The organism is Phycisphaerae bacterium, from assembly GCA_028714855.1.
In the GTDB taxonomy this organism is placed as follows: domain Bacteria; phylum Planctomycetota; class Phycisphaerae; order Sedimentisphaerales; family Anaerobacaceae; genus CAIYOL01.
Genome location: JAQTLP010000002.1, coordinates 87,320 through 111,301, shown reverse-complemented (window position 1 = coordinate 111,301; position 23,982 = coordinate 87,320). Strand labels below are relative to the sequence as shown.

The following is a 23,982-nucleotide window of genomic DNA, read 5'->3' as shown; positions in this document are numbered from 1 at the left end:
TGTAACCCCCTTAATTCTCTCGAAATCCCACAAACTAAAAAATTTTTGTGTTTTTTCAAATTTTTACTGGATTTATTATGGGCATATGCCCATAATTGCCGTATAATATAAATAAGCCTCTAAATCTAAGAGGACAAGGATAGCTGATTGCTTATGAGAACTTATTTTGACTGTATTCCGTGTTTTGTTCACCAGGCACTTGATGCGGCAAGGCTGGCAACAGATGACAAACAAATTCATGAAAAGGTTGTGCGAGAGGTTCTTCGTTTAGCGGCGGATTTGGATATGAGCCAGAGCCCTCCTTCCATTGGCCAACAAATACATCGGTTAATCCGGAAACTGGTTGGTAAAAATGACCCGTACTGCGGGATAAAGAAACGATTTAACAATCTGGCTTTGAGACTGTATCCAGAGTTGCGAAAGCAGGTCTTAGACTCTGACGATCGGCTTGAAACAGCTATCCGCTTAGCGATAGCCGGCAATATCATCGACTTAGGTGTCAAAACCGGATTGACAGAATCCCATATTGAAAAAACCATTGCTCAGTCTTTAACAGACCCGCTGGATGCGCAGGCACTTAAAGAATTCAGGAACGCAACAAACCAGGCAAAAGATATTCTTTACCTTGCTGATAATGCCGGTGAGATTGTTTTTGACCGTTTGTTGATTGAGCAGATTCCCATCGAAAAACTTACTGTGGTTGTCAAAGGTTCCCCTGTCATAAATGACGCGACGATGGAAGATGCTATTGTTGCCGGCTTACCTCAACTTGTAGAAGTCATTAATAACGGCTCAGATGCACCGGGTACTATTCTGGAAAGCTGCTCGCAGGATTTTCGACACCAATTCGATAAAGCAGATTTAGTAATAGCCAAAGGACAAGGTAACTACGAAACTCTGAGCGATATGGATAAGAATATATTCTTCATACTGAAAGCTAAATGCACTGTTATTGCCAGAGACTTGGGTTGTGAAGTCGGCGAGATGGTTTTAATAAAAAGTAAAGTTACGGCCTATAACAAAAAAATTTAAGAAAAAAGGAGTTGATATTATGCCAAGAGGAAATGGAACAGGGCCGGGCGGTCAGGGACGTGGTGGTGGTCGAGGTATGGGACGAGGTCTGGGACAGGGTAGAGGCCGAATGGGAGGACCGTTTGCCGCAGGTCCAGGCGGTAATTGTGTGTGCCCGAATTGCAGTGAGGTGGTTCCTCATATTGTGGGACAGCCTTGTAATCAAAGAAGTTGTCCCAAGTGCGGAACAGTAATGACAAGACAATAATTTATTAACCTATTTTGTGAAAGGAGAATTATTATGCCACGTGGAGACCGAACAGGTCCTGCTGGGTTAGGACCGATGACAGGAAGGGCCGCCGGTTTCTGTGCCGGCTACCAGGTGCCCGGCTTTATGAATCCCCTCGGCGGACGAGGTTACTGGGGCAGGGGGCGAGGCGGTGGTCGAGGCCGAGGTTTTGGACGCGGTTTCGGCTGGGCAAGAGCCGGTTATGGTTATCCTACTGCTGAATACCCTTATGCGCCTTACCCTGAACCGTTTGCTCAAGCGCCAACACAGGAACAGGAACTCGCCGGCCTGAAACAACAGGCCCAATACCTTCGGGATTCTCTCGATGCTGTTAATAAACGCATCGAAGAACTGGAAAAAGAAAAAGTGGACTAAGCCGTCGAAAGACTGTGTCTATCAGCCGATAAAGCAGGGGATAATTTCTCATCCTCGCCGACGCAGGACGGAATCTGTTTTTCGACAAAAGATTTTAGAGTTGATATGTGAAGGAGTCACAATAGTGTATGAAAGGTTCGACCTTGTACCCAGTAAGGTATTTTTAACCAAAGGAGTTGGTCGCCACAGGTACCAGCTGAAATCTTTTGAGGAAGCCTTGCGCCAAGCTGGAGTAGCACATCAGAATCTGGTCCAGGTCTCATCGATTCTTCCTCCTAAATGCAGGGTTATAAGCAGAGAAAAAGGTCTAACGAAGCTTGTAATTGGAAGTATCCGCTATTGTGTAATGGCAAGAGCCGATACAAATGAACAGGGAAGGCTTATAGCTACATCAATTGGAGTTGCTCTGCCTAAAGATGATAATAACTGGGGTTATCTAAGTGAAGTTCACGGACATGGAATGAATCACGACAAAGCGGCTGATATGGCTGAAGATTTAGCCGCCGGTATGCTCGGCACAACACTCGGTCTTGAGGTTGACCCTAACAAGGCATGGTCAGAAAAGGAGCAGGTGTATAAGTCAAGCGGACTGATTATAAAAACCACAAATATAACCCAGACCGCTTATGGCAAAAAAGACGCGTGGACAACTACGCTTGCGATGGCAGTATTTTTGTTTGACTGATCTGCAGATAATTTCGTGGATAAGGTTTTTGAAAAAATATTGTGAAAGGAAGGTATGTTATGCCGGAATTTGGAAATCCATTCAGCGGGCTTGCGAAAGACCGCAAACTCACAGGCTCTGAATTGGTTAGAGCAATTCGTTTTATGGTTTCCGCTGAATATGAAGCGGTTCAGTTATATACGCAGTTGGCGGAATCCACAAACAATAAACTGGCTGGGGATGTGCTTTTAGATATAGCCGACGAGGAACGTGTTCATGCCGGCGAGTTTCTGCGCCTTCTGTATGAGCTTGCTCCGGATGAGAAAAAATTATATGAGGATGGCGCCGAAGAAGTCCAGGAAATGATAGACAAGTTAAAAAAGGCTGACAGTTAATCTTCGTCCCGCAGACAGAGAGCCTGTCCTCCATCTTAGAAAGGATAAATTATGAAAATTGCAGTTACGTCAACCGGAAAAACATTGGATTCGCAAGTTGACCAGCGTTTCGGAAGAGCGGCTTGTTTCATCGTTATTGATGCCGAAACAATGGACTTCAGCGTCATCGATAATGAAAATATTGCTGCTGCCGGCGGGGCCGGAATTAGTTCCGCCAAAGTCGTAATCGACGCCGGCGCAGAAGCAGTCTTGACAGGTAGCTGCGGCCCAAATGCCGAACGTACTTTAACTGCCGCAGGCGTCAAATTGTATACCGGTGCAGCAGGAACAGTTGCGGGGGCCGTAGAGCTTTTCAAGAAAGGTAAGTTGGCCGCGGCCTCAGGCCCGAACGTGGAATCGCATTCTGGAATGGACAAATAATATGCCGGACGGTTTCGTTATTGCTGTTGCCAGCGGAAAGGGCGGCACGGGAAAGACAACGATCGCCGCCAATCTTGCTCAATACATAGCTACTTCAGACCGGCCGGTTCAATATCTTGACGGTGACGTTGAAGAGCCGAACGGACATATTTTCTTAAAGCCTAAAATCGACCGCAGCCAACAGGTTACCATAGACATACCCGAAGTCGATTTGAAAAAATGTATCGCTTGCGGCAAATGCGGCGAAATCTGCCAGTATAGCGCCATTGTTTGCATAAAAGAAAATGTGCTGACCTTCGAACAACTGTGTCACTCCTGCGGCGGATGTATGCGAGTTTGCCCAGCCGATGCAATTAAACCAAAGCTGCTTCGTATTGGAGATATCGAGTTCGGCAAAGCAGGAAATGTCGATTTTATCAGCGGCAAGTTATGTATCGGCAATGTCAGGACGCCGTCATTGATAAAAGAAGTCAAAAAGCACATAAAAAAAGACAGTCTGGCAATAATTGATGTCCCGCCAGGTACATCCTGTCCGGTGGTCGAGGCAATCAAGGAAGCAAATTTCGTCCTGCTTGTTACCGAGCCGACGCCGTTCGGCTTAAACGACCTGAAACTGGCGGTTGATTTAGTCAGGACAATGAGTTTGCCCTTTGCTGTTGCCATTAACCGCTATGGCCTCGGAAACGATGATGTGGGAAAATATTGCAAAGCTGAGGAAATAGAGATTGTTTTGAAACTGCCTGACGACCGACGCATCGCCGAGGCATACTCAACCGGCATGATGATAATTGAAGCGTTACCGGAATATAAGAATCAATTTGCCGCTCTGGCAAAAGCAATAAAGGTTTCATAAATGAAAGAGATTGTTGTCATAAGCGGTAAAGGCGGAACCGGCAAAACAAGTATTGTCGCTTCATTCGCAGCACTTGCGAAAAATGCTGTGCTGGCTGATTGCGACGTGGACGCCGCAGATTTACATCTGATTTTGCAGCCTGATATTAAACAGACCAGCAATTTCAGCGGTGGCAAGCGGGCATCGGTAATTACGGAAAAATGTGTCGGCTGCGGCAGATGTGAAGAGGTTTGCAATTTCAACGCCCCTTTATTCAACGGCCCAGCCAACGAAGTGGCTGAAAGAACTTATACAATTGACCCTATTGCGTGCGAAGGATGCAAAGTATGCGTAAAATTCTGTCCGGTCGACGCCATAGAATTCAAAGATGCCGTTAACGGCCAATGGTTCGTATCGGATACAAGGTTTGGCCCTATGGTGCACGCCAAGCTCGGAATCGCACAGGAAAACAGCGGAAAACTCGTTAGCTTAATTCGCAAAGAAGCAAAACGAATCGCAGCCGAGCAGGATAAAAGCTTCGTAATCGTGGACGGCTCGCCCGGCATCGGCTGTTCGGTAATCGCATCAATCACCGGAGCAGACTTAGTATTAGTTGTTACTGAGCCAACCCTTTCGGGACAGCACGATTTAGACAGAGTCGTTGAACTAACAGGGCATTTCGGAATCCCTACAGCAATTTGCATCAACAAATATGATATCAATACAAAAATTGCAGAGGCAATTGAAACAAAGGCAGGCGAAAGAAATCTGGATGTGGTCGGTAAAATTTCTTACGATACCGAAGTAACAAGGGCACAGCTCGTCGCCAAAAGTGTCGTAGAATATTCAAACGGCCGGCCAAGGGAGCAGATAGTATCGCTTTGGCAAAGGATATTAAGTTTGTCACATAAGAAATAATAAGGAGCAAAATAAAATGAGAATCGCAATACCATTAACAGAAGGAAAATTATCGCAGCACTTCGGCCATTGTGAACAGTTCGCCATCATCGACGTGGACACCGACAGCAAAACCATCAAAAGTCAGGAGTTGGTAACGCCGCCGGCTCACGAGCCGGGCGTTATGCCAAAATGGTTGGCAGGTTTGTATGTTGAATTAGTTATTACCGGCGGAATGGGCCAACGCGCTCAGCAGTTATTCACACAGAATCAAATCGAGGTGGTCGTAGGAGCTTCTGTTGATACGCCGGAAAACCTTGTTTCTGCTTATCTCAATAAAACCCTTCAGGCCGGAGAAAATGTCTGTGACCACTAAGCAATCAGTTTTTGCCAGATGCTCTGTATGTAAAAACTTACATCAAAACTGCATAGTTTGCAGTTTGAACAATACAAAAGGGCTGCACCTTGAATTTGAAATTGCCGACGATAAAACCATAAAAGCTTCCTTTGAATGCGACAAAGCTTACGAAGGATATTCAGGTATTTTGCACGGCGGCATAATATCGTCAATTTTGGATGGTGCTATGGGCAATTGCCTTTTCGCTCGAGGACTGACGGCAGTAACAGTTGAAATGAACACAAAATTCAAACTCCCCGTTCAAATTAATAAACCGGCAGCAGTTACCGCTCGAATTGAAAAAATATGCCATCCCCTTTATTTCTTAAAGGCCGAAATTATTCAGGATGGAAAAACCAAAGCTGTTGCAAAAGCCAAATTTTTTGACAAACCTGAACTTGCCTATAAATTAGAGATGTTTTAATGTCGCCGGATATTCGTATTAAAATTCTGACGGACGATGCCGCGGCGAAGGCCGACCTGAACAGCGAACATGGATTGTCGTTGTGGATTGAATACGAAGAGAAAACAATCCTATTCGATACCGGACAGAGTGATGCGATCATCCAAAATGCAGAAAAGCTGGGCGTCGATTTAACTCGAACAGATGCTATCATATTAAGTCACGGTCATTACGACCATACAGGTGGCCTCTCTGCTGTGCTTGATATGGCAGCCAAAGCAAAGATTTATTTGCACCCTGCCGCGACTGAACCAAAATTCAGCAAAAAACCTTCCGGGGTGAAATCGATTGGGATGTCAGATTCCGCGAAAAAGGCTATTCGAGACCGTCATATTGTCTGGACGGTGACGCCAGCTAAATTATTTCCCGGAATAGCAGTAACAGGGCAAGTGCCGCGCATAAGTAACTTTGAAAATGTTGGCGGAGCGTTCTTCGTTGACGAAAACTGTCATACTCCGGATAGTCTTCTGGATGATCAGGCATTATTCGTTGAATCACCCAACGGATTAATTGTTGTCTTGGGCTGTGCTCATTCTGGCGCAGTTAATACTCTCGATTATATCTGTAAATTAACAGGCAAAAATAAAATATATGCCGTCATCGGCGGTATGCATCTTGTTAATGCAGGCAAAGACAGAATGGAACTTACAATTGAGGCTTTTAAAAAATATGGAATCGAAAAAATTACTCCGTTGCATTGCACAGGCGTTAAAGCTATAACAAAATTTAAAGAGACCTTTCCTGATAGGTGTTTTATCTGCTCTGTAGGGGCTCGAATTAATTTATAGAAAATAAAGACGGAAATCTGATATGCCAAGACCAAGACATTGCAGACGAGTTGGCTGCCTGCCGCAGGTCAACTACTACAAACCACGGGGGATTCCCTTGTCGTTACTGCAGTGTACCACACTAACTGTAGATGAGCTTGAAGCAGTCCGATTAGCCGACCTGCAGGACCTGTATCAGGAGCAGGCCGCTGAGAAAATGAGCGTTTCACGCCAGACCTTCGGCAGAATCCTTGAATCCGCACATAAAAAAATTGCCGACGCTCTCGTTAACGGAAAGGCCCTCTCAATCCAGGGAGGAACCATCAAACTCGATGTCCCTGCAGAAATGATTCCACCGCCACCACATCGTTTTCGCCATGGCCGACACCGCCGAGGACATCGAGGAGGAGAACGTTAAGATGGATTCGTGCCCAATTTTTCTTCGCCTGTATCGCCGAAGCCTTGGCTAAGGCGGATGTTTTTTGTGCCTCTTCGTGGCCATAATTTCTCTGACGAGATATGCCTTACGCTTCACGAACGATGTGTCAAAAATTTCAGAAAATTTTTGACATTTCCCGTACATTCTTAGTATGTTTATTTACGTTTGTAGCAATTTCCTGTACATTTTTAGCAATTTGTACCACTTTTTCTACACCTTTTGACCGCACCCTCATTTTTGTTTTCGCTGTTCAATATTGTCCTAAGAGCGTATAATCAAAGCTGTTATGGCTAATCCCGTTTATAGAATTATCGATGCCAATTTCAATCGTGCCCGTGAAGCCCTCCGCGTCATCGAGGACTTCTGCCGTTTTTCCCTAAACTCCGCGCCTTTAACCACTTGCGCTAAGCAGCTTCGCCATGCCCTTTCCGCTTGCATAGCCAAACTCGACCCCGCTCAGCTCATCGCCAACAGGGACAGCTTAGGTGACGTTGGTGCTGGCGCTACTGTCGATAACCAGCTTCAACGCAGTGACTTAAGAGACTGCTTCACCGCCGGCTGTAAAAGACTTACCGAATCCCTCCGCTCTCTTGCCGAAATGACGCAGACGCTCAATCCCGAAGTTGCACAGACAATCGAAAAGCTTCGCTTCTCCGCTTATACGCTCGAGAAAGACATTGTTTTATTTGCCGACACAGCCGAAAAATTCAAACCCGTCAGATTATACGTAATAATCAGCAATGCTCTGCCTGTTGATGCGTTTTCTTTGACTCATCAATGTATTTCAGGCGGAGCAGATTGCATTCAATTGCGGGCAAATGGAATCGATGACGATAAACTTTTTGCCCTTGCCTCTGAATTCGTAAAGGTTTGCAGAGACGCCGGCGTATTGAGCATAATAAACGACAGGGTCGATATCGCAATCGCCGCCGGCGCAGACGGTGTGCATCTCGGACAAAATGATTTGCCTCTCGACCAGGCACGCAAGCTGCAACTGGCGCCGTTAATCATCGGCAGAAGCACTCATTCCATCGAGCAGCTGCGCGCTGCCTGCGAGGAGCTGCCGACTTATGTAAGTTTAGGCCCTGTCTTTTCTACCGGCACAAAGCCGGGAGTCAAACCGGTCGGCCTTGATTATGTAAAGCGGGGCGTTAAAGAACTTGCTGACACCGGCATCGGCCACGTCGCCATTGGCGGTATAACGCTCGATAACGTTGAAGATGTTTTAAAAGCAGGCGCAAATACGATTGCCGTCTGCTCGGCTGTTACCGAAACTGCTGACCCGACAGCCGCCTGCAAGGCATTAAAAGAAAAAATCACCGCTTTCAAGGGAAAATAATTTTAAACGATGCTGCTACAGAAGTATCGATTTGATATTTGATACTGTGCTATCGTAGGAAGGTAAAAATTTGCCATGGGTGCTATATTTAATGTAGTAGTGGCCCTGATAGGTATACACTTTTTCGGCTACACTTTTTGCCGCTATGGAATCGCCGGAGACGAGAAGTATATGCGATTTGCTCTTAGGGAACATTGGCGAATTTGGACAACTGGGCTGGTTGGATGGGTAATCGCAGCGATAGCAGTATATCTGGCTTTTCCTTACAGTCGATTATCCTTACAAATTTCATTAGCTGGCGCATTGGGTTGTTTCCCTGGAATACTTTTGGGATGTGGTTGGTATGTTATTTCAAAAAGGCGTATCTTGAAAGTTCGTTTCAAAGGTATAGTGGGACTTGTTTTCGGTACCGCTATTGGGGTAGGTGTATGCACCTTTCTGGCAATTCCTCTATTTCAGAAACAGCAAAAAGAGTTATTGGTTGTACAATCTTTCAGCAAAAGGGACATTCTGCAAGTCGACGTTGATTTTCAAGGACTTAAGAGAGCAAGTATAACTAACTTGGATGATCTCAACGCGATTAAAAGTTTGTTCGCCGATGCTGAGATTTATTATGAAGAGCTAAAGTCTGATATGCCTACTGTTCAAATCAAAATTCAATCAAGAGATAATACCTTTGAATACGAAGGCTTTACTGTAGCGGGCAATGAAGATGACGTTATATTGAAGATTCCAAAGCTCGGTAAGCTTCTTGGAGATAAATATGGAATTCGTCTGCCCGGCCTGAAGCGATGGCTGGATGATAATGTTTTGAAAAAGCAGAAATGAAAAGAATAGCGTTTTGAAAATCCCGAAATCTACATCAATCAACTGCTATCTGACTTTCTAACCCTTCATTTCTATATAGCCATACCTGTTCTTTGCACCTGTTTTTGGGGTTGAAAGCTGGTTTTAGGATGTAAAAAATGTTAAAAAATATCAATTTTTTACTTGCAAAAAGTAAATAATAGTTTAATATTATTAAATAGATGTTGAATTTTATTGATAAATAGAAAGGCTGTTAATGAGGCGGATTATAGGCATAGCGGGCATTAGTATTTGGGCGGCGCTAATCATAGCTGCGGTTATATGGGGATTTAAAGGTGCCGGGCCGGCCCAAACAGTCCCGCAGGAATCGGGCATTGAATCCACATCTATCGAAATTCTGGCGAAGGATTTGGTGAGCGCGCTTTCGAGCGGTGATTGCGAGAAGGCGACGGAGAATTTCGACAGAATTATGAAAAAGACGCTGACTGCGGAAAAACTGCAGCAGTTTTGGAATTCTTTAATCGCCCAGTTGGGGCCTTTTGTCGAGCAGGCTGGAACCAGAAGGGGGAAGATTCTGCGGTATGATGTAATTTTCGTGACCTGCAAATTTGAAAAAGGCCCACTCGACGCCAAAGTTGTTTTCAATGACAAGCAGCAGGTGGCGGGCCTGTTTTTCGTTCCCAGTCAGCCTGCTAAATAAAAAACTTATTGAGTAGAAGGAAATAGCTGTATGAAAGTGTTACCTGCGATATGTCCATCGTGCAGCAGTCTGCTAAATGTGAAAAGTCTTGTTTGCCAGCGGTGCCAGACGGAAATCCAAGGCCAATATGAACTGCCCTTACTGGCGAGACTCTCGACCGACGATGAGGGTTTCGTACTGGAGTTTATCAAGGCAAGTGGTTCGCTGAAAGAGATGGCGAAGCTGTTGGGACTGAGCTATCCGACGGTCCGCAACCGGCTCGATGAGGTTATCGAACGAATTAAATTCACTGAAAAAGGCGGGAAAGAAGGTAAGGAGAAGAAATTATGACTGATACAGCAAATAGTAGTCGTCTTAGCCAGCGGCTGTTTAATCCTTTCAGGTTCATGGCAGGTTTTCAGGCCTTACTGTTGGGTTTGGCGATTATATTGTTAAGCTCGTTTATCGGCTCAATCAGCAATACTCACTTCGATGGAGTTCTTGATGTTCATACAGGCGCTGCGGCTCCGATGTGGTTTTTCTTAGTTGAGGGTATGATAGATTGGATATGTATGGTGATTCCGCTATTTTTCTTCGGTTTGATTGTGTCGCGGTCATCGTTCAGAGTGATAGATGTTCTCGGGACGCAGGCTCTGGCGAGATGGCCTTACCTGATAGCTGCTGTGGCGATGATTCCGGATGCCAACAGAAGAGTCCTTGAGCATATAGTGTCCAAGGTTGCGCAAACTGCACCGGCGGCAATTAGCTCTATAGATGTGTTTGTATTCGGGTTTGCGATGATTGTACTTATTCTTATGATGATTTGGATGGTAGTGTTGATGTACCGGGCATACACGGTATCGTGTAATATCAAAGGTGCGGCAGCGATTGTAACATTCGTTGTCAGCTTAATAGGGGCGGAGGTGCTGTCTAAATTTGCCATACTGTTGCTTGTTCGAACATTTTCCTGATTCTATAGCCTTGCGAAATCTATAAAATCAGCAGGATTATGGATTAAGGAGCATTTTTAAGTCCGCGGGCATTTCTAAGAATTATCCACTAAAGGCTGATTTTGTTTGGAGACTGTGTTAAATTAGGCTGTTTCGGTAAAATTGGTAATATGATACTCTGGGCTCCAATTTGATTTTGTAAATATTTGCAGCAGACTCTCATAACTTCTTTGCTATTCGTGAGTTAAAGGTTGTGATTTTGACAGTGAGCAGGATTACAGGGCGGCGGCAAAAAACACGTTGGTTTTATTTGGTGCCGCTGGAAATTCCTTGAAAGGACGGAATTTTGGTTATCAACAGGTTATCCACAGCGTTGAAATCTTCGCAACGACACATTGTTGAGTATTTTCGTAGCAATATAGTGCGAAAAAACGACTTCTGTGTTGTAGAAGTCTTTGCAAATAGTTTATATAAGTCATTATAGATAAAAGTTATAAAACAAGGTGTTATTATTGCTGAAATGACAAGCCCGCCTTCAGCGGGGTCTTGCTGCTCTGCGGCGGAAAGGACGAAATGATAAGAAAAATTGCAGATATTTTGGAAGAGAAGGGCAAAGCTAAGGAGCGCACATATTCTTTTGAATTTTTCCCGCCCAAGACGGATAAGGGCAAGCTGAAGCTTTTTGAAACGGCGGGTATTTATGCCGACTTGAAGCCGGACTGGTTTTCGGTAACATACGGAGCGGGCGGCACAACGCGGGCGATGACAATGGAAATCGCCGACGAGATACAGAAGAATACCGATATTCCGGTGATGCACCATTTTACCTGCGTCGGGCACAGCAGGGATGAACTAAAGACAATCCTGACGGAAATGAAAAAAAGAAATATCTGCAATATTCTTGCCCTTCGCGGGGATGCTCCCGTGGGCGAGGATTGGAAGCCCGCACCGGACGGCTACGAGTATTGTTATCAATTGATTGGAATGATTCGCAGTTTCGGGGATTTCTTCAGTATCGGCGTGGCCGGTTTTCCAGAGGGGCACATCAATTGCTCGGACAAGCCCACCGATTCCAAATATATGAAGATTAAAATTGACACCGGCGGCGAATTTGTAATTACCCAGCTTTTCTTTGAGAACAAGGACTATTTCGAATATGTGGACAGGATAAGAAAGGTGGGGGTGACTGTGCCTATACTGCCGGGGATTCTGCCGATAACGGATTACCAGACTCTGCTTAGGTTCTGTAAGACCTGCGGCGCAACCATTCCGCAGAAAGTCCACGATATTTTCAAACCCCTTGACGGCAACGCGGAAGAAACATACAAAAAAGGCGTAGAGTTTGCCGTTAATCAATGCAAAGAGCTGCTTGAAGCCGGTGCACCGGGGCTGCATTTTTATAGTTTGAATAAAGTTGAACCAGTAAGAGAGATTTTAAGCGCGGTAAGGATTTAAGCGATGACAAAAAAATTTATTTCGATTGGCGAGTCGGTGCATGCGTCGATACCAAAGACGGCAGAGCAGATGAAGCGGTTAATGGAGCTTGGGCCTGACGCATATTCGAAGCCTTCGGAACCGCTGAATTATATCAAGGCCCTGATTGAATCTCAGGCGGCAGAGGGGGCTGATTATATCGCGGTCAATCTCGACGCCTTCGGCGAAGACGACCAGCAGATTGCGGTCGATATGATGGTCGAATACGTCAAAATGGTCCGCAATTGGGGCAGGGGCGTGCCGATTTGCATCGACAGCAGCAACGATAACGTGCTCAAGGCCGGGCTGAAGGAATGGTACAATACGGACCAGAAAGTCGCCCAGCCGCTTGTGAACTCGATAAAGGTTTACACGATGAATAATATGCTGCCGCTGAAAAAAGACTACGACTACGCCTTTGTCGGCCTTTTGATGGTGGAATCCAGTCAGCCTTCGATTGACGATTTTTATTCGGTGGCGAAGGAAATTTTCAGAGAAGCCACAGACAAGTACGGCTTTAAGCCCGGAGAGATATTTTTCGACCCGACCATATTTCCCTTAGCGATAGATATGCCGATGGAGCCCGGCCAGCAAAGTTATACATACAAGACACTCGAAACCATAAAGAAGATAAAGAACGACCCGGAAATGAAAGGTGTTCATTTTACCGGAGGCATAAGCAATTGCGTGCGCGATTTGCCGTGCCGGAAAATCGGCGTCTGCAGGGCCTTTGTCGCCAAGGCGATGGAGTACGGCCTTGACGGCGGAATCGTTAACGTTTCGCACCATTACGGTACTTCCGATGCGGCGCCGGCACCGGACCTGTTAGCACTGGTCGAGGCATACGCAAAGATGGACGGCTCTGCGGATAAAATGAATGAAGCGATGATGCTGATGGGCCAGTTCTGCAGGGATAGCAGAAAACCATCCTGACCAGACAACACGCGGCCGTCATAGCATCATCAGGCTCACTGCCATAACAAGCATTCCCAAAATTATTCCTGCAATTACCAGGTGTCCGTGACCATAACGATGGGCCATTGGCAGCAGCTCATCCAGAGATATGTACACCATCACGCCTGCAACAAACGCCAAAAGGGTCGCAAGAAGGGCCGGCGTCAAAAAAGGCAGCAGTACAAGGTAACCAACGATAGCTCCCGCAGGCTCGGACATACCGGAGAGAAAAGAATAAAAGAATGCTTTATTTCTATTTCCTGTAGCATAAAGAATAGGCACCGACACCGCGATTCCCTCCGGAACGTTGTGAATGGCAATCGCTATGGCAATGAATACCCCCAGATGCACATCGCTAAGCGCTGATGTAAATGTGGCCAGGCCTTCAGGAAAGTTGTGTATGCCGATGGCAAGCGCTGTAAACAATCCCGTTCTCATAAGGCGGCTTTTTTCCAGATTAGCCGCAGGTTCGTCTGCGCAGTCGGCGGTCTGCCATTGATTCGGATGTTCAAATTCGGGTACCAGTATATCTACCAGTCCCATAGCAGCTATTCCCGCAAAGAAAGCCGCGAGGCTCCGGAGTTTGCCGACAGCCTGCAGGGCGCTAGGCAGAAGCTCCATAAAAGATACGTAAATCATGACGCCCGCAGAAAAGCCCAGCAGGAAGGCCAGATAGGCCATCTTCGGTTTCCGGATAAAGTAGGCAATAGCGCTTCCCACTCCTGTGCAAAGGCCGGCAGCAACCGTAAGCAATAATGCCGGAATGATATTTTCCGGTATGTTCATAAGTAATTCCACGACGACGAAATAAAATCCAGGGTTTTTCGCCAAGCATTCTAATAAGGCCGTTCGATTTTGGCAAATCCATTTTCCAGTTTGAGCCGACAGGGTAGTGTTCCTAACGAATCTCAGCGCCGGATTTTATTCTTGACCCCTTAAGCGCCCTTTGTTAAGAAAATATCAAAAGGTTATCGAGAGAACATACATTTCATTGAAGGGAGTTCAGTTATGGCAGAAATAAAAGAAACGCCTAAGCCGACAGAGACAAGTAAAGACGCCCGGACGTTTGCGATGTTGGCGCATCTTTTAGCCATCTTTACCTGCTTTGTTGGACCGCTGGTCATTTGGCTGGTTAAAAAGGACGAGCATCCCTTTGTTGATGAGCAGGGCAAAGAGGCGCTAAACTTTCAGATTACGGTTGCAATTGCATACATTGTCGCAGGATTGTTGTCTTTTTTGTGTATCGGCTTTCTGCTGTTCCCCGCAGTCGGGGTTGTGGACTTGATTTTTTGTATTATGGCCTGTATCGCGGCAAACAACGGCGAACACTATCGCTATCCGCTGACTATCCGATTCATTAAGTAAAAATTTAGCCGACGGCACCGGCACATCAATGACCGCTAGATAGATAACGGTCCGGCCGGTTTGTTCTCCGGTTGGGCCGTCCTAAACCCGCAACGCCCCGTTTTCCTGTAAATTTTTCGCCTGCGTGATTCTTTTTCCGGTATAGCAGCTCCGCCGAGCAAACCTGTAGAAAAATCCCCGAAGTTTAAGATAAATAATATTGACATTAGTAAATAGATGTTGTAGTTGTAATTTGCAGAGCATACCTTTTAATGCTTTTTGTTTTTTTAAGGGTAGAGGAAAAATGAAGATTACAGAAATCATCTCGGTTATTTGTCTATTTATTCAGGCAGACAAGTTATGTCCGGCGGAGGTCGTGCATTCACGGGAAGGGGACGGGTCATGAAAAAACCGTCGCGAAAGATATTTCTGGTTGATGATGGAACCGCAACGAGGGCGTCTGTGTTCAACGCTTTGGATGAGAGCGGCTACGATGTTACATGTTTTGCACACGCCGAGGCATGCCTGTCAGAGCTTGAGCGGGGCGGCTGTCATCTTCTTATTGCCGACACAAAAGCACCTGGTATGGACGTGATGACGCTTTTAAGCAAAGCCAAGCAAATAGCGCCATGGACGCCTGTAATGATGATTAGCGAACTCGGAGATGTGTCCAAGGCGGTCGAGGCAATGAGACTTGGCGCCGCGGATTTTATGGAAAAGCCGCTTAACATAACGCTGTTTGTAACTAAAGTGAATGAGATTTTGCACCGCCACGCGTTTGACAGTTCCTCCGACGAATTAAAGCTGACTAAAACCGAAAAGAAGGTGTTAAAGCTTATCCTCGATGGCTGCAGCAACAAAGAGGTTGCCTACAAAATGCATATCGCACTGCGAACGGTCGAGTTTCACCGCAGCAACATTTTTCGAAAATTCGGCGTCAATAACGTCGTCGATTTGACTAAAAAGGCAATTGCAATGTTCACACCCGGCAACAACAAACAGTAAAATTGAAGTATGGAAATTCAAAGTAATTGGGGGCTGTTTTAATCGCGGAAGGGATGTTCTTAGAAAAATCTGCAAAACCTTGCGGGTTTCCACAGTAGAGCAAAGGCTGCCTGATATATAGACTAAGAGCCGCTATATCAGCTGTTCTCTTGCGGGCGATGGAACCCCGCGATAAGGAGAAGGATGGCCGAAGGGAGAGGAATAGTGGAGAGCAGGGCATCGTGGGTAGCCGAGCTTCGCATAAAATGTCTCGGGGCACACTTGAGGCATACCTGTATTCCGTGTCAGAACCACTTACTCCCGGGAAACTTTTAAGTCTCGGAAAAAATGGGGCAGAAGGAGGAGTAATGAAGAGATGGGGTTTAATTTTATTCGTAGCAGTGTTTCTTTTTGCATGTCCAGGAAATGGATTGGCGGTGCCCAGCATGGGATGGTGGGAAGAGGAAGCGCTTGGTACCACACACGAATTTTGGGATTTTACCCCCGGATATATTATACCTTCCGGCAGCGGATATACAGCCGACCCGGAAGTAGTTTTTAATCCGAGCCCTAATAGGGTTGCGGCAACAATCACGCCGTTACCCGCAGGCTCATGGGACGGCATCAGCACTATCACTGGCAGCGGCTGGATTCAAGTGGCTCTGGAGATTCCGAATTACGAGAATCTCAATGAATACAAGGAGCTTTGGGTCGACATCGGCAGCGGGATTGTGGGCGGCATAACAATATCTGCGACCGACGGCGGCAGCACCACCTTTACCTACGAGATCCTGCCGGGACAGGGTGATGCTGAATTCGGTGTCATAATAAGGCCGAACCCGTATGTTGAGAAGGTCAATTTCGTTGTGATGTCGGCGACGGGAGGACCTGCAGTTCTGGATTACATCCACGTTGATACGATATGCACTCCGGAGCCGGCGATGATTGGGTTGCTGGTATTTGGAGGATTAATAATCCGGCGTGCAAAATGGAAGTTATAAGGCGTTTCGGGTTAATCCGGAAACCTTAATCTGAATGACCGCCTCGGGCAAAAAAGTGCCGGAGGCGGTCGTTTTTTTGCATAACTCATACTCAAATATGCCGGTTACCCCTGCGTTTCTATCCTGAATAAAAGCCAATCTTGCAAAATCGGTCCTGTCCGGCTATTATGGCTTAAATGGCGGCAAAATCGCGAAAGAGCAAGGATAGCCAAAGTTCAGCGGCGGTTAATAAAAAGGCCTATCACAATTTTGAGATTGTCGATAAGCTCGAGGCTGGGATGTCGCTTGTTGGAACGGAGGTAAAATCGCTGCGCGCGGCCCAGGCTAATCTTGACGGCTCATACGCCAGAATTATAGGCGACCAGTGCTGGCTTGTCGGAGCGACCATAACCCAGTATAAGCAGGCCGGCGCAAACAATCATGAGCCGACCAGGAAAAGAAAGTTGCTCCTGCACAAAAGCGAGATTCGCAGGATAACGACAAAGCTCGAGCTTCGCGGTTTTACGCTTGTGCCGCTTCGGATTTATTTTAATAATAGAGGTTTTGCAAAAATAGAGCTTGCGCTCGCTAAAGGTAAAAGGCAATACGACAAGCGCAGAAAAATCACCGAGCGCCAGCAGAAGCGGGACATAAGCAGAGATATGAAAAAATATCACAAATGATATCCTGACCGGAGTTATACGAACAGAAAGGTCTTAAAAATGGCTAAAGAAGAAAAAAAGGAAGAGAAGAAGATTATAATTGACGAAGACTGGAAGCAGCAGGCCCAAAAGGAGAAGGACATATTAGCTGCGCAGGAAAAAGCGGAGAAGGAAAAAACTCCGCCGGATAAATCCGGCCGCGGGCCTTTGCCGAGGGGCGATTTTGCCGCCCTGATAAGTATGCTCGTTACGCAGGCATTGTTTGCCTTGGGGCTTATACAGGTCGAGGGGCAGAAGGACAAAGAGCCGGATTTGGAGCTGGCCAAATACAGTATAGATATGCTCGAAGCAATTGAAGAAAAAACAAAAGGCAATCTCACCGAGCAGGAAGCAAAAATACTCGAAGATACTCTTGGCCAGGTTAGGATGGCCTACGTCAAATTGGCCGGTTGAGACCGCTTATGAAACGAACAAACTATGTTCACGGATACTCGGTGCGCGAGGCCAGGAGACTCGAAGACCAGGCGAAAACTCTGGCGGAGCTGCTTCATGGGGACATAGTTTTCCCGCCCGGTAGCAGGGTGCTCGAAGCCGGCTGCGGTACGGGTGCTAAAACCGTAACCCTGGCGGCCAATAGCCCGAAGGCGAAATTCCTGTGTATAGACATCTCGGAAGAATCGCTCACGAAGGCGCGGCAGCTGATTGAAAGTAAAGGCCTGACAAACGTCCAGTTTCAGCAGGCCGATATTTTTAACCTGCCCTTTGCCGAGGAGAGCTTCGACCATATATTCGTTTGTTTTGTTCTCGAACACCTCGAAGCTCCTGACGAAGCCCTAATCAGGCTGAAGAAAGTATTGCGCACCGGCGGGACGCTGACGGCAATCGAAGGCGACCACGGCTCGGCTTATTTCTATCCCGATAGCGAATACGCAAAAAGAAATATCCAGTGCTTAATCAGCCTGCAGGCCAAAACGGGTGGTAATTCTTTAATCGGCAGGCAGCTGTATCCGCTGCTCACAAAATGCGGTTTTAAGGATGTTCGAGTGACGCCGAAAGCAGTTTATGCTGATTCGAGCAGGCCGGAAATGGTCGAGGGTTTCACCAAAAACACTTTTACCGCGATGGTCGAAGGAGTCAGGGAGCAGGCCCTTGGCAGCGGAATGATTGACGAAAAAAGCTGGGATAAAGGTATTGCTGATTTATACCGGACAGCGGAAAGTGATGGAGTGTTTAACTACACGTTCTTTAAGGCCGTAGGAGTGAAATAGCTTGGCGAATATCCTCGAAAAAATAATAGAAGATAAAAGGGCCGAAGTTAAGTGTCGCTGCGGTGAAAAAACTATGGAGCAGCTCAAGGCCGAGATTGCCTCTATGCCCAAGTGCCGCAATTTCTACAAAGCCGTCACCAAACACAGCGGCAGGGGACTGAATGTTATCGCGGAGGTCAAGAAGGCCTCGCCGTCAGCCGGCGTCATCCGAAAAGATTTCGACGCTGTTGCGATTGCGAAGACATATCAGGATTGCGGTGCTGACGCGGTCAGCGTCCTTACTGATGAAAAGTATTTCCAGGGCAAACTCGAATATATAAATCAAATCAAGGAGGCGGTGGATTTGCCGGTTTTGCGCAAAGATTTTATTATCGACCAGTGGCAGGTTTACGAATCCCGCGCCGCCGGCGCCGATGCGATACTATTGATAGCCGAGGCGTTAAAACCCGCAACGCTGATGGATTTAATGATAACCGCGGCCGAGCTAACGCTGACAGTCCTACTGGAAGTGCACGAGGCTGATTCCCTGCTGGCCGTCCGCAGTATCATAGGTTTCCCGAAGAAAGGCTACAGCGTCCTCGGAATTAACAATAGGAATTTAACCACAATGAAGGTGGACTTGGGGACAACCGGCCGGCTGGCCGAGCTTGTCGATAATAAAAGTGAACTCGTGGCTGAAAGCGGGATAAAATCGCGGGCAGACGTCGAAAAGCTCAAATCCGTTGGCATTGGCGCTGTCTTAGTCGGCCAGGTGCTTTGTGAAAGTGACGACATCGAGAAAAAATTCAAAGAACTCTTCGGCTAAAAAATGTTAGATAGAGTGAGGTCAAAATTATGAATATATTTCTTTACATTTTGTTGGGTGTGATTGCCGGTATTTTTAGCGGACTAATCGGTATAGGCGGGGGAATAATTATTGTTCCTGCACTGGTGCTTTTATTCGGCTTATCGCAGCACGCCGCACAGGGAACAACTCTGGCTTTGATGGTGCCGCCAATCGGCCTGCTCGCTGCGCTGGCGTATTACAAACAGGGATTTGTCGACCTCAAAATCGCTGCCTTTGTATGTATAGGTTTTTTTGTCGGCGGGCTAATCGGTGCTAAATTCGCTGTTGGAATCCCCGAAATGGTTTTGAAAAAAATCTTCGGGATAGTCCTCCTCGCGGTTTCAGTAAAAATGATTCTCGGGAAATGACTCACGCTGAATTGAAGCGTGAGTCATTGCGAGCGAAGCGAAGCAATCTTATCCTTATTAAGCATTGTTATTTTCGTTAGCTTTTTTGACGTGAAAAATATTATCGTGTACCAATTTTATCTGCTTATCAAACCAATCCTTGGTCAACGTGACATAGTGGGTAACACACACCTGACCATTTTGAGGTTTGCCATATTTAATCAGCTTTAGGGGCACCTCGGGTGCTGGAGATTCACTTGCAATTCGTCCGTGCGCAAGAGCATTTCTAATATCCACAATGCCTCTATCTACGCATACGGTGCTATCCTTGGACTTTACTATCTCATTGTATTTGTCTATTAACTGGCCCAGTGTGTCATGGTTAGTAAAAGCGGTTTCTTCCACGCAGTCGCCTACTTTGAAATCATATATATTCTTACCAAATTCAGGATTTGCGGGTTTCGGACCACTCTCTTTATTGTACAAGAAAGCACGCAAGGCAAACTCCAATGATTGTAAATTTGCCACGAGGGTTCCCATTAGCTGGTAATATTCATCCATCTGCATGGCTATCTTTTTGGCGGTTGTTGCTTCTGGATTTTTGCCCACTCGTCACGGAGGGATACTGTTCGATTGAATACGAGTTTGCCGGCGGAGCTGTCGGGGTCGATGCAGAAATAGCCGAGGCGCTCAAACTGGAAACGAAACGAAGGCTTCGCGCCAGCAAGAGACGGTTCGACTCGGCAATCCTTTAGCACTTCCAGCGAGTTTGGATTCAAATTCGATGTGAAATCTTTGCCTTCTTCGACATCATCCGGATTTTGAGTTATAAAGAGATGGTCATACAATCGCACCTCTGCCGGAAGTGAGTGATTTGCCGAAACCCAGTGTAGAGTAGATTTGACCTTCCTGCCGTCGGGTGCGTCGCCGCCGCGAGTAGCGGGGTCATAAGTGCAGTGCAATTCAACGACATTGCCATTTTTATCCTTAACGGCGTTTGTGCAGGTAACGAAATATGCGTATCGCAGGCGGACCTCTCTGCCGGGGGTCAAACGATAGAACTTCTTGGGCGGGTTCTCCATAAAGTCTTCCTGCTCGATATACAATTCCCGTGAGAAGGGGACCTTGCGTGAGCCTGCGGCTGGGTCTTCGGGATTATTGACCGCGTCCATTTCCTCGACCTTGTCGGCCGGGAAATTATCAATGATTACCTTAAGCGGCCGAAGCACGGCCATTACGCGTGGGCTGGTTCTGTTCAAATCTTCACGGAGGCAGTGTTCCAGCAGAGCAATATCAATCGTGCTGTTGAATTTATTGACGCTTATCAGCGTGCAGAAGCTGCGAATAGCTTCCGGCGAATAACCTCGCCTTCTCATTCCCGAAATTGTCGGCATCCGCGGGTCATCCCAGCCGCTGACTTTTCCCTGCTGCACTAATTGCAGCAGCTTTCTTTTGCTCATCACGGTGTATGTTAGATTCAGCCGGGCGAACTCAATCTGCTGCGGATGATGGATTCCGAGCGCATCGAGATACCAGTCATACAAAGGCCGATGATTTTCAAACTCCAGTGTGCAAATCGAGTGGGTAATTTTCTCGATTGAGTCCTCGAGGCCGTGCGCCCAGTCATAAGTCGGATAGATACACCACTTATCGCCCGTGCGATGATGACTGGCGTGCAGGATGCGATACATAACCGGGTCGCGCATATTAAAATTCGGGTGCGACATATCGATTTTCGCGCGAAGCGTTTTTGTTCCATCGGGAAATTCGCCCGCCCGCATCCGTGTGAATAAATCCAGGTTCTCATCGATACTGCGGTCGCGATAAGGGCTGTTTTTGCCGGGTGCGGTTAATGTCCCGCGGTATTTAGTAACTTCATCAGCCGAGAGGTCGCAGACGTATGCCGCCCCCTTCCTGACAAGGTCAACCGCCCAGTTATACATTTGCTCGAAGTAATCGGACGCAAAAAACAGGCGGCCTTCCCAGTCCCAGCCGAGCCAGCGGACGTCCTCGGTAATCGAATCGACGTATTCCTGCTCTTCCTTTTCGGGATTGGTATCGTCGAAGCGCAGGTTGCACTTGCCGCCGAATTCCTTCGCGATGCCGAAATTCAGGCAGATTGCTTTGGCGTGTCCTATGTGCAGATAGCCGTTCGGCTCAGGCGGAAAACGCGTGTTAATGCGCCCCTCCCATTTATTTGTTTTTAGGTCATCCGCGACAATCGACCGGATGAAATCGAGTTTAGCTGTTGAATCGTTTGTATTCATATTTTTAGCAGATTATAGCTGTCCGAAGCGAAATTAACAGGGGAAAATGCCTTGTCAGACCACTCATCTATTCTTGACAATAAGGCAGATATAACTTAATCTCTCGTCGTTTTCACGTTTTTCTTGAGGTTTATAATGGTAATAACCCGTTTCGCACCTTCGCCGACAGGGTATCTGCACGTTGGAGGGGCTAGGACCGCTCTTTTTAACTGGCTTTTTGCCAGACGGATGGGCGGCAAGTTCATACTCCGCATCGAAGATACCGACCTCAAGCGCAATACCCCGACGGCTATGCAGCAGGTCATAGACGACCTTCGCTGGCTCGGCATCGAATGGGACGAGGGCCCCGAAGTCGGCGGCCCGAACGGGCCATACCTGCAGTCGCAGCGTATGGATATCTACGATAAATACATAAAAAACCTGCTCGATGAGCAAAAGGCGTATTACTGCTTTGACACCTCCGAAGAGCTTGATAAGCTCCGAAAGCAAGCCGAGGCACAAAAAAAAGGTTTTGTATATTCCCGTCCCGAAAAATTCCCAGATGAGAGTGATGTAAAAAAGGCCCGAACTGAAGGCAGGTCTGTAACCGTTCGCTTTGCTGTCCCGCAGGACAAAGCTCTTGTAGTAGAGGACATTGTCCGCGGCGAGGTTACCTTCGCAGCAGGCGAAATGGCTGATTTCATCATACAGAAAAGTGACGGCTTCCCGACGTATAACTTTGCCTGCGTGGTAGATGATCACCTGATGAAGGTTACACATATCATTCGCGGCCAGGAGCACCTTATGAATACGCCCGGCCAGCAGGAATTGTGGAAAGCCCTCGGCTTCGGCGAGCTTCCGAAATACGCCCATATGTCCGTTACCGTCAGCGACAGCGGCGGAAAGCTTTCAAAACGCGAACGCCCCAAAGCCCTCCGCAACGCCATCAAGGCCAAGCCCGGCATCGATTTGGAAAAACTTGCCAAGGTCGGCGGCATAACTGTTGAAGAAGTCAAAGACTTCATAGCGAATAAGACCATGCCCGATATGCCCAACGTTGACGCGATGGCTGAGTTCCTCGGCGTCCAACTGCCGGAAATCAACGTTGTTGATTTTTTCAAGAGTGGCTATCTGCCGCAGACGATGGTGAATTTCCTCGCGCTACTTGGCTGGAATCCGGGGGACGAACGCGAAATTATGTCTATCAAGGAGCTGATTGATTCTTTCGATATTTCGCGTTTGACAAAAACTAACAGCTTGTTCGACCGCAAGAAGCTCCTCGCCTTCAACACCGAGCACATTCGGATGCAGGGTGGCGCAAGAGTACTTCCCCATTTTAAAAAGTACCTGGAGGTTATTAAATCTCCTGTGGCAGAGGCAGACGACGGGATACTATCGAAAATCATAGAGCTGTGTGCGGGCGCAAGGACACTGGCTGATATCGAACGTAAAAGCAAATTCCTCTTCCTGGATAACAGCGAGATAAAATACGACCCCAAGGCGGTCAAAGATGTTTTGCTGAAAAATGACGGCTTGGCTATCCTGCAAATTGTTCGTGATAAATTTGCTGCGGCCGAGCAGTTTACCGTGGAGAATATCGAGTCCTCGCTGCGGGGCCTGGCCGAGGAGAAAAAGCTCGGCCTTGGCAAAATCGCCCAGCCGTTGCGTGTCGCTTTATGCGGATGTACCATCAGCCTGCCGATTTTCGACGCCGCCCAGATATTAGGCAAAGAAAAAACCCTGCAGAGAATAGATAATACGCTGAAAGAATTTGGCAAAAAAAATGACAGTTAAAACTAAGTTGATTTTTGGTGATGTGTTCTTGCTGCTAGTTAGTGTTTTTCCGGCCTTAGTGGTGTTAATGAAATGGCCACTGACGATTATTCTCTTTTTTGTAGTTCCGTTGCTGATTTTAAAAGAGTTAATACAGAGGAATTTCAACGTGAGGTATCCGTATGGAAAGGTCAGTATATTTTTCATGTTTCTGATGGTGGTTCTCTTTATTTTTGCCGGTGTTACGGCGTTGTTATATCGTGTTAATTGTTATGATTATAATGTTTGGCCAAGCTGGCATCGATTGTTGGGAGTGTCGATATTTTTAGCAGGAGCACTATCGATGGCGTTCAGAATTTTCCAAGACAGAAAATTTTCAGAAACTAAGGAGTGTAAATAGT

32 protein-coding genes are annotated in these 23,982 nt (G+C 46.9%); 29 read left to right on the top strand and 3 right to left on the bottom strand.

All coding sequences use genetic code 11. The features are described from left to right. The first annotated feature begins 153 nt into the window (after nucleotides 1-153). The 19 genes from PHG53_02215 to PHG53_02125 all read left to right on the top strand — a co-directional run bounded on the left by PHG53_02215 (nucleotide 154) and on the right by PHG53_02125 (nucleotide 13,130). The gene (locus PHG53_02215) at nucleotides 154-1,032 is read left to right on the top strand and encodes an ARMT1-like domain-containing protein (protein MDD5380440.1); all 879 of its coding nucleotides are present in this window, start codon (nucleotides 154-156) and stop codon (nucleotides 1,030-1,032) included. An 11-nt stretch (nucleotides 1,033-1,043) separates the two neighbouring features. Continuing rightward, a complete protein-coding gene (locus PHG53_02210; protein ID MDD5380439.1) occupies nucleotides 1,044-1,265 on the top strand; it encodes a hypothetical protein in 222 nt (73 codons plus the stop codon). A 47-nt stretch (nucleotides 1,266-1,312) separates the two neighbouring features. After that, nucleotides 1,313-1,675 (top strand): DUF5320 domain-containing protein, encoded by a 363-nt coding sequence (locus PHG53_02205; GenBank protein MDD5380438.1) that lies wholly within the window; start codon nucleotides 1,313-1,315, stop codon nucleotides 1,673-1,675. Between the two features lie 124 nt (nucleotides 1,676-1,799). Then, on the top strand, nucleotides 1,800-2,360 hold the full coding sequence (locus tag PHG53_02200; protein MDD5380437.1) for an arginine decarboxylase, pyruvoyl-dependent: 561 nt from the start codon (nucleotides 1,800-1,802) through the stop codon (nucleotides 2,358-2,360). 59 nt (nucleotides 2,361-2,419) lie between these two features. Further along, on the top strand, nucleotides 2,420-2,734 hold the full coding sequence (locus PHG53_02195) for a ferritin family protein (protein MDD5380436.1): 315 nt from the start codon (nucleotides 2,420-2,422) through the stop codon (nucleotides 2,732-2,734). Between the two features lie 51 nt (nucleotides 2,735-2,785). Beyond that, a complete protein-coding gene (locus PHG53_02190; GenBank protein MDD5380435.1) occupies nucleotides 2,786-3,154 on the top strand; it encodes a NifB/NifX family molybdenum-iron cluster-binding protein in 369 nt (122 codons plus the stop codon). A 1-nt stretch (nucleotide 3,155) separates the two neighbouring features. Continuing rightward, entirely contained in the window at nucleotides 3,156-4,007 is an 852-nt protein-coding gene (locus PHG53_02185) for an ATP-binding protein (GenBank protein ID MDD5380434.1), read from the top strand. Continuing rightward, nucleotides 4,008-4,904 (top strand): ATP-binding protein, encoded by an 897-nt coding sequence (locus PHG53_02180; protein ID MDD5380433.1) that lies wholly within the window; start codon nucleotides 4,008-4,010, stop codon nucleotides 4,902-4,904. Between the two features lie 16 nt (nucleotides 4,905-4,920). After that, nucleotides 4,921-5,259 (top strand): NifB/NifX family molybdenum-iron cluster-binding protein, encoded by a 339-nt coding sequence (locus tag PHG53_02175; protein ID MDD5380432.1) that lies wholly within the window; start codon nucleotides 4,921-4,923, stop codon nucleotides 5,257-5,259. Next, nucleotides 5,249-5,704: a PaaI family thioesterase gene (locus tag PHG53_02170; GenBank protein MDD5380431.1), complete on the top strand. Its 456-nt coding sequence runs from the start codon at nucleotides 5,249-5,251 to the stop codon at nucleotides 5,702-5,704. Before PHG53_02175 ends, PHG53_02170 begins: the two co-directional genes overlap by 11 nt. An 80-nt stretch (nucleotides 5,705-5,784) precedes the next feature. Beyond that, nucleotides 5,785-6,531 carry an MBL fold metallo-hydrolase gene (locus PHG53_02165; GenBank protein MDD5380430.1) on the top strand — a complete coding sequence of 249 codons (747 nt, stop codon included), beginning with the start codon at nucleotides 5,785-5,787 and terminating at the stop codon, nucleotides 6,529-6,531. Nucleotides 6,532-6,553: 22 nt separating this feature from the next. Next, nucleotides 6,554-6,928, top strand: a complete 375-nt coding sequence (locus tag PHG53_02160) for a DUF134 domain-containing protein (protein MDD5380429.1) — start codon at nucleotides 6,554-6,556, stop codon at nucleotides 6,926-6,928. 307 nt (nucleotides 6,929-7,235) lie between these two features. After that, nucleotides 7,236-8,288, top strand: coding sequence for a thiamine phosphate synthase (gene thiE / locus PHG53_02155; protein ID MDD5380428.1), 1,053 nt, complete (start codon nucleotides 7,236-7,238; stop codon nucleotides 8,286-8,288). A 75-nt stretch (nucleotides 8,289-8,363) separates the two neighbouring features. Continuing rightward, the gene (locus PHG53_02150; protein ID MDD5380427.1) at nucleotides 8,364-9,116 is read left to right on the top strand and encodes a hypothetical protein; all 753 of its coding nucleotides are present in this window, start codon (nucleotides 8,364-8,366) and stop codon (nucleotides 9,114-9,116) included. 235 nt (nucleotides 9,117-9,351) lie between these two features. Further along, nucleotides 9,352-9,795, top strand: a complete 444-nt coding sequence (locus tag PHG53_02145; protein MDD5380426.1) for a DUF3887 domain-containing protein — start codon at nucleotides 9,352-9,354, stop codon at nucleotides 9,793-9,795. A 30-nt stretch (nucleotides 9,796-9,825) separates the two neighbouring features. After that, complete coding sequence (locus PHG53_02140; protein ID MDD5380425.1) at nucleotides 9,826-10,125, top strand: DUF2089 family protein; 300 nt, start codon at nucleotides 9,826-9,828, stop codon at nucleotides 10,123-10,125. Then, entirely contained in the window at nucleotides 10,122-10,745 is a 624-nt protein-coding gene (locus PHG53_02135; protein ID MDD5380424.1) for a hypothetical protein, read from the top strand. The genes PHG53_02140 and PHG53_02135 overlap by 4 nt, the downstream gene beginning before the upstream one ends. 552 nt (nucleotides 10,746-11,297) lie before the next feature. Beyond that, the gene (gene metF, locus PHG53_02130; GenBank protein MDD5380423.1) at nucleotides 11,298-12,179 is read left to right on the top strand and encodes a methylenetetrahydrofolate reductase [NAD(P)H]; all 882 of its coding nucleotides are present in this window, start codon (nucleotides 11,298-11,300) and stop codon (nucleotides 12,177-12,179) included. A gap of 3 nt (nucleotides 12,180-12,182) precedes the next feature. Beyond that, entirely contained in the window at nucleotides 12,183-13,130 is a 948-nt protein-coding gene (locus PHG53_02125; protein ID MDD5380422.1) for a dihydropteroate synthase, read from the top strand. Between the two features lie 18 nt (nucleotides 13,131-13,148). Here PHG53_02125 and zupT read toward each other — a convergent pair whose 3' ends face one another. Further along, entirely contained in the window at nucleotides 13,149-13,937 is a 789-nt protein-coding gene (gene zupT, locus PHG53_02120; GenBank protein ID MDD5380421.1) for a zinc transporter ZupT, read from the bottom strand. 222 nt (nucleotides 13,938-14,159) lie between these two features. Between zupT and PHG53_02115 the strand changes: the two genes are divergently transcribed. From PHG53_02115 to PHG53_02080, 8 genes are all read left to right on the top strand, one after another. Beyond that, nucleotides 14,160-14,516 (top strand): DUF4870 domain-containing protein, encoded by a 357-nt coding sequence (locus tag PHG53_02115; GenBank protein MDD5380420.1) that lies wholly within the window; start codon nucleotides 14,160-14,162, stop codon nucleotides 14,514-14,516. 381 nt (nucleotides 14,517-14,897) lie between these two features. Next, the gene (locus tag PHG53_02110) at nucleotides 14,898-15,500 is read left to right on the top strand and encodes a LuxR C-terminal-related transcriptional regulator (GenBank protein ID MDD5380419.1); all 603 of its coding nucleotides are present in this window, start codon (nucleotides 14,898-14,900) and stop codon (nucleotides 15,498-15,500) included. A gap of 347 nt (nucleotides 15,501-15,847) precedes the next feature. Continuing rightward, entirely contained in the window at nucleotides 15,848-16,480 is a 633-nt protein-coding gene (locus tag PHG53_02105; protein ID MDD5380418.1) for a hypothetical protein, read from the top strand. Nucleotides 16,481-16,656: 176 nt separating this feature from the next. Further along, the gene (gene smpB, locus PHG53_02100; protein ID MDD5380417.1) at nucleotides 16,657-17,142 is read left to right on the top strand and encodes an SsrA-binding protein SmpB; all 486 of its coding nucleotides are present in this window, start codon (nucleotides 16,657-16,659) and stop codon (nucleotides 17,140-17,142) included. Between the two features lie 39 nt (nucleotides 17,143-17,181). Next, a complete protein-coding gene (locus tag PHG53_02095; GenBank protein MDD5380416.1) occupies nucleotides 17,182-17,574 on the top strand; it encodes a DUF1844 domain-containing protein in 393 nt (130 codons plus the stop codon). Nucleotides 17,575-17,582: 8 nt separating this feature from the next. Beyond that, nucleotides 17,583-18,389, top strand: coding sequence for a methyltransferase domain-containing protein (locus PHG53_02090; GenBank protein ID MDD5380415.1), 807 nt, complete (start codon nucleotides 17,583-17,585; stop codon nucleotides 18,387-18,389). Nucleotide 18,390: 1 nt separating this feature from the next. After that, a complete protein-coding gene (gene trpC, locus PHG53_02085; GenBank protein ID MDD5380414.1) occupies nucleotides 18,391-19,194 on the top strand; it encodes an indole-3-glycerol phosphate synthase TrpC in 804 nt (267 codons plus the stop codon). Between the two features lie 29 nt (nucleotides 19,195-19,223). Further along, nucleotides 19,224-19,583: a sulfite exporter TauE/SafE family protein gene (locus PHG53_02080; GenBank protein MDD5380413.1), complete on the top strand. Its 360-nt coding sequence runs from the start codon at nucleotides 19,224-19,226 to the stop codon at nucleotides 19,581-19,583. Between the two features lie 57 nt (nucleotides 19,584-19,640). Here PHG53_02080 and PHG53_02075 read toward each other — a convergent pair whose 3' ends face one another. Together PHG53_02075 and PHG53_02070 are read right to left on the bottom strand one after the other, a co-directional pair. Continuing rightward, a complete protein-coding gene (locus tag PHG53_02075; GenBank protein MDD5380412.1) occupies nucleotides 19,641-20,171 on the bottom strand; it encodes a hypothetical protein in 531 nt (176 codons plus the stop codon). Beyond that, on the bottom strand, nucleotides 20,132-21,829 hold the full coding sequence (locus PHG53_02070) for a glutamine--tRNA ligase/YqeY domain fusion protein (GenBank protein ID MDD5380411.1): 1,698 nt from the start codon (nucleotides 21,827-21,829) through the stop codon (nucleotides 20,132-20,134). Before PHG53_02070 ends, PHG53_02075 begins: the two co-directional genes overlap by 40 nt. Before the next feature lie 135 nt (nucleotides 21,830-21,964). Here PHG53_02070 and gltX point away from each other — a divergent pair, with 135 nt between their 5' ends. Next, nucleotides 21,965-23,602: a glutamate--tRNA ligase gene (gene gltX, locus PHG53_02065; GenBank protein MDD5380410.1), complete on the top strand. Its 1,638-nt coding sequence runs from the start codon at nucleotides 21,965-21,967 to the stop codon at nucleotides 23,600-23,602. Beyond that, nucleotides 23,592-23,981 carry a hypothetical protein gene (locus PHG53_02060; GenBank protein ID MDD5380409.1) on the top strand — a complete coding sequence of 130 codons (390 nt, stop codon included), beginning with the start codon at nucleotides 23,592-23,594 and terminating at the stop codon, nucleotides 23,979-23,981. Before gltX ends, PHG53_02060 begins: the two co-directional genes overlap by 11 nt. The last annotated feature ends 1 nt before the right edge of the window (nucleotide 23,982 follow it).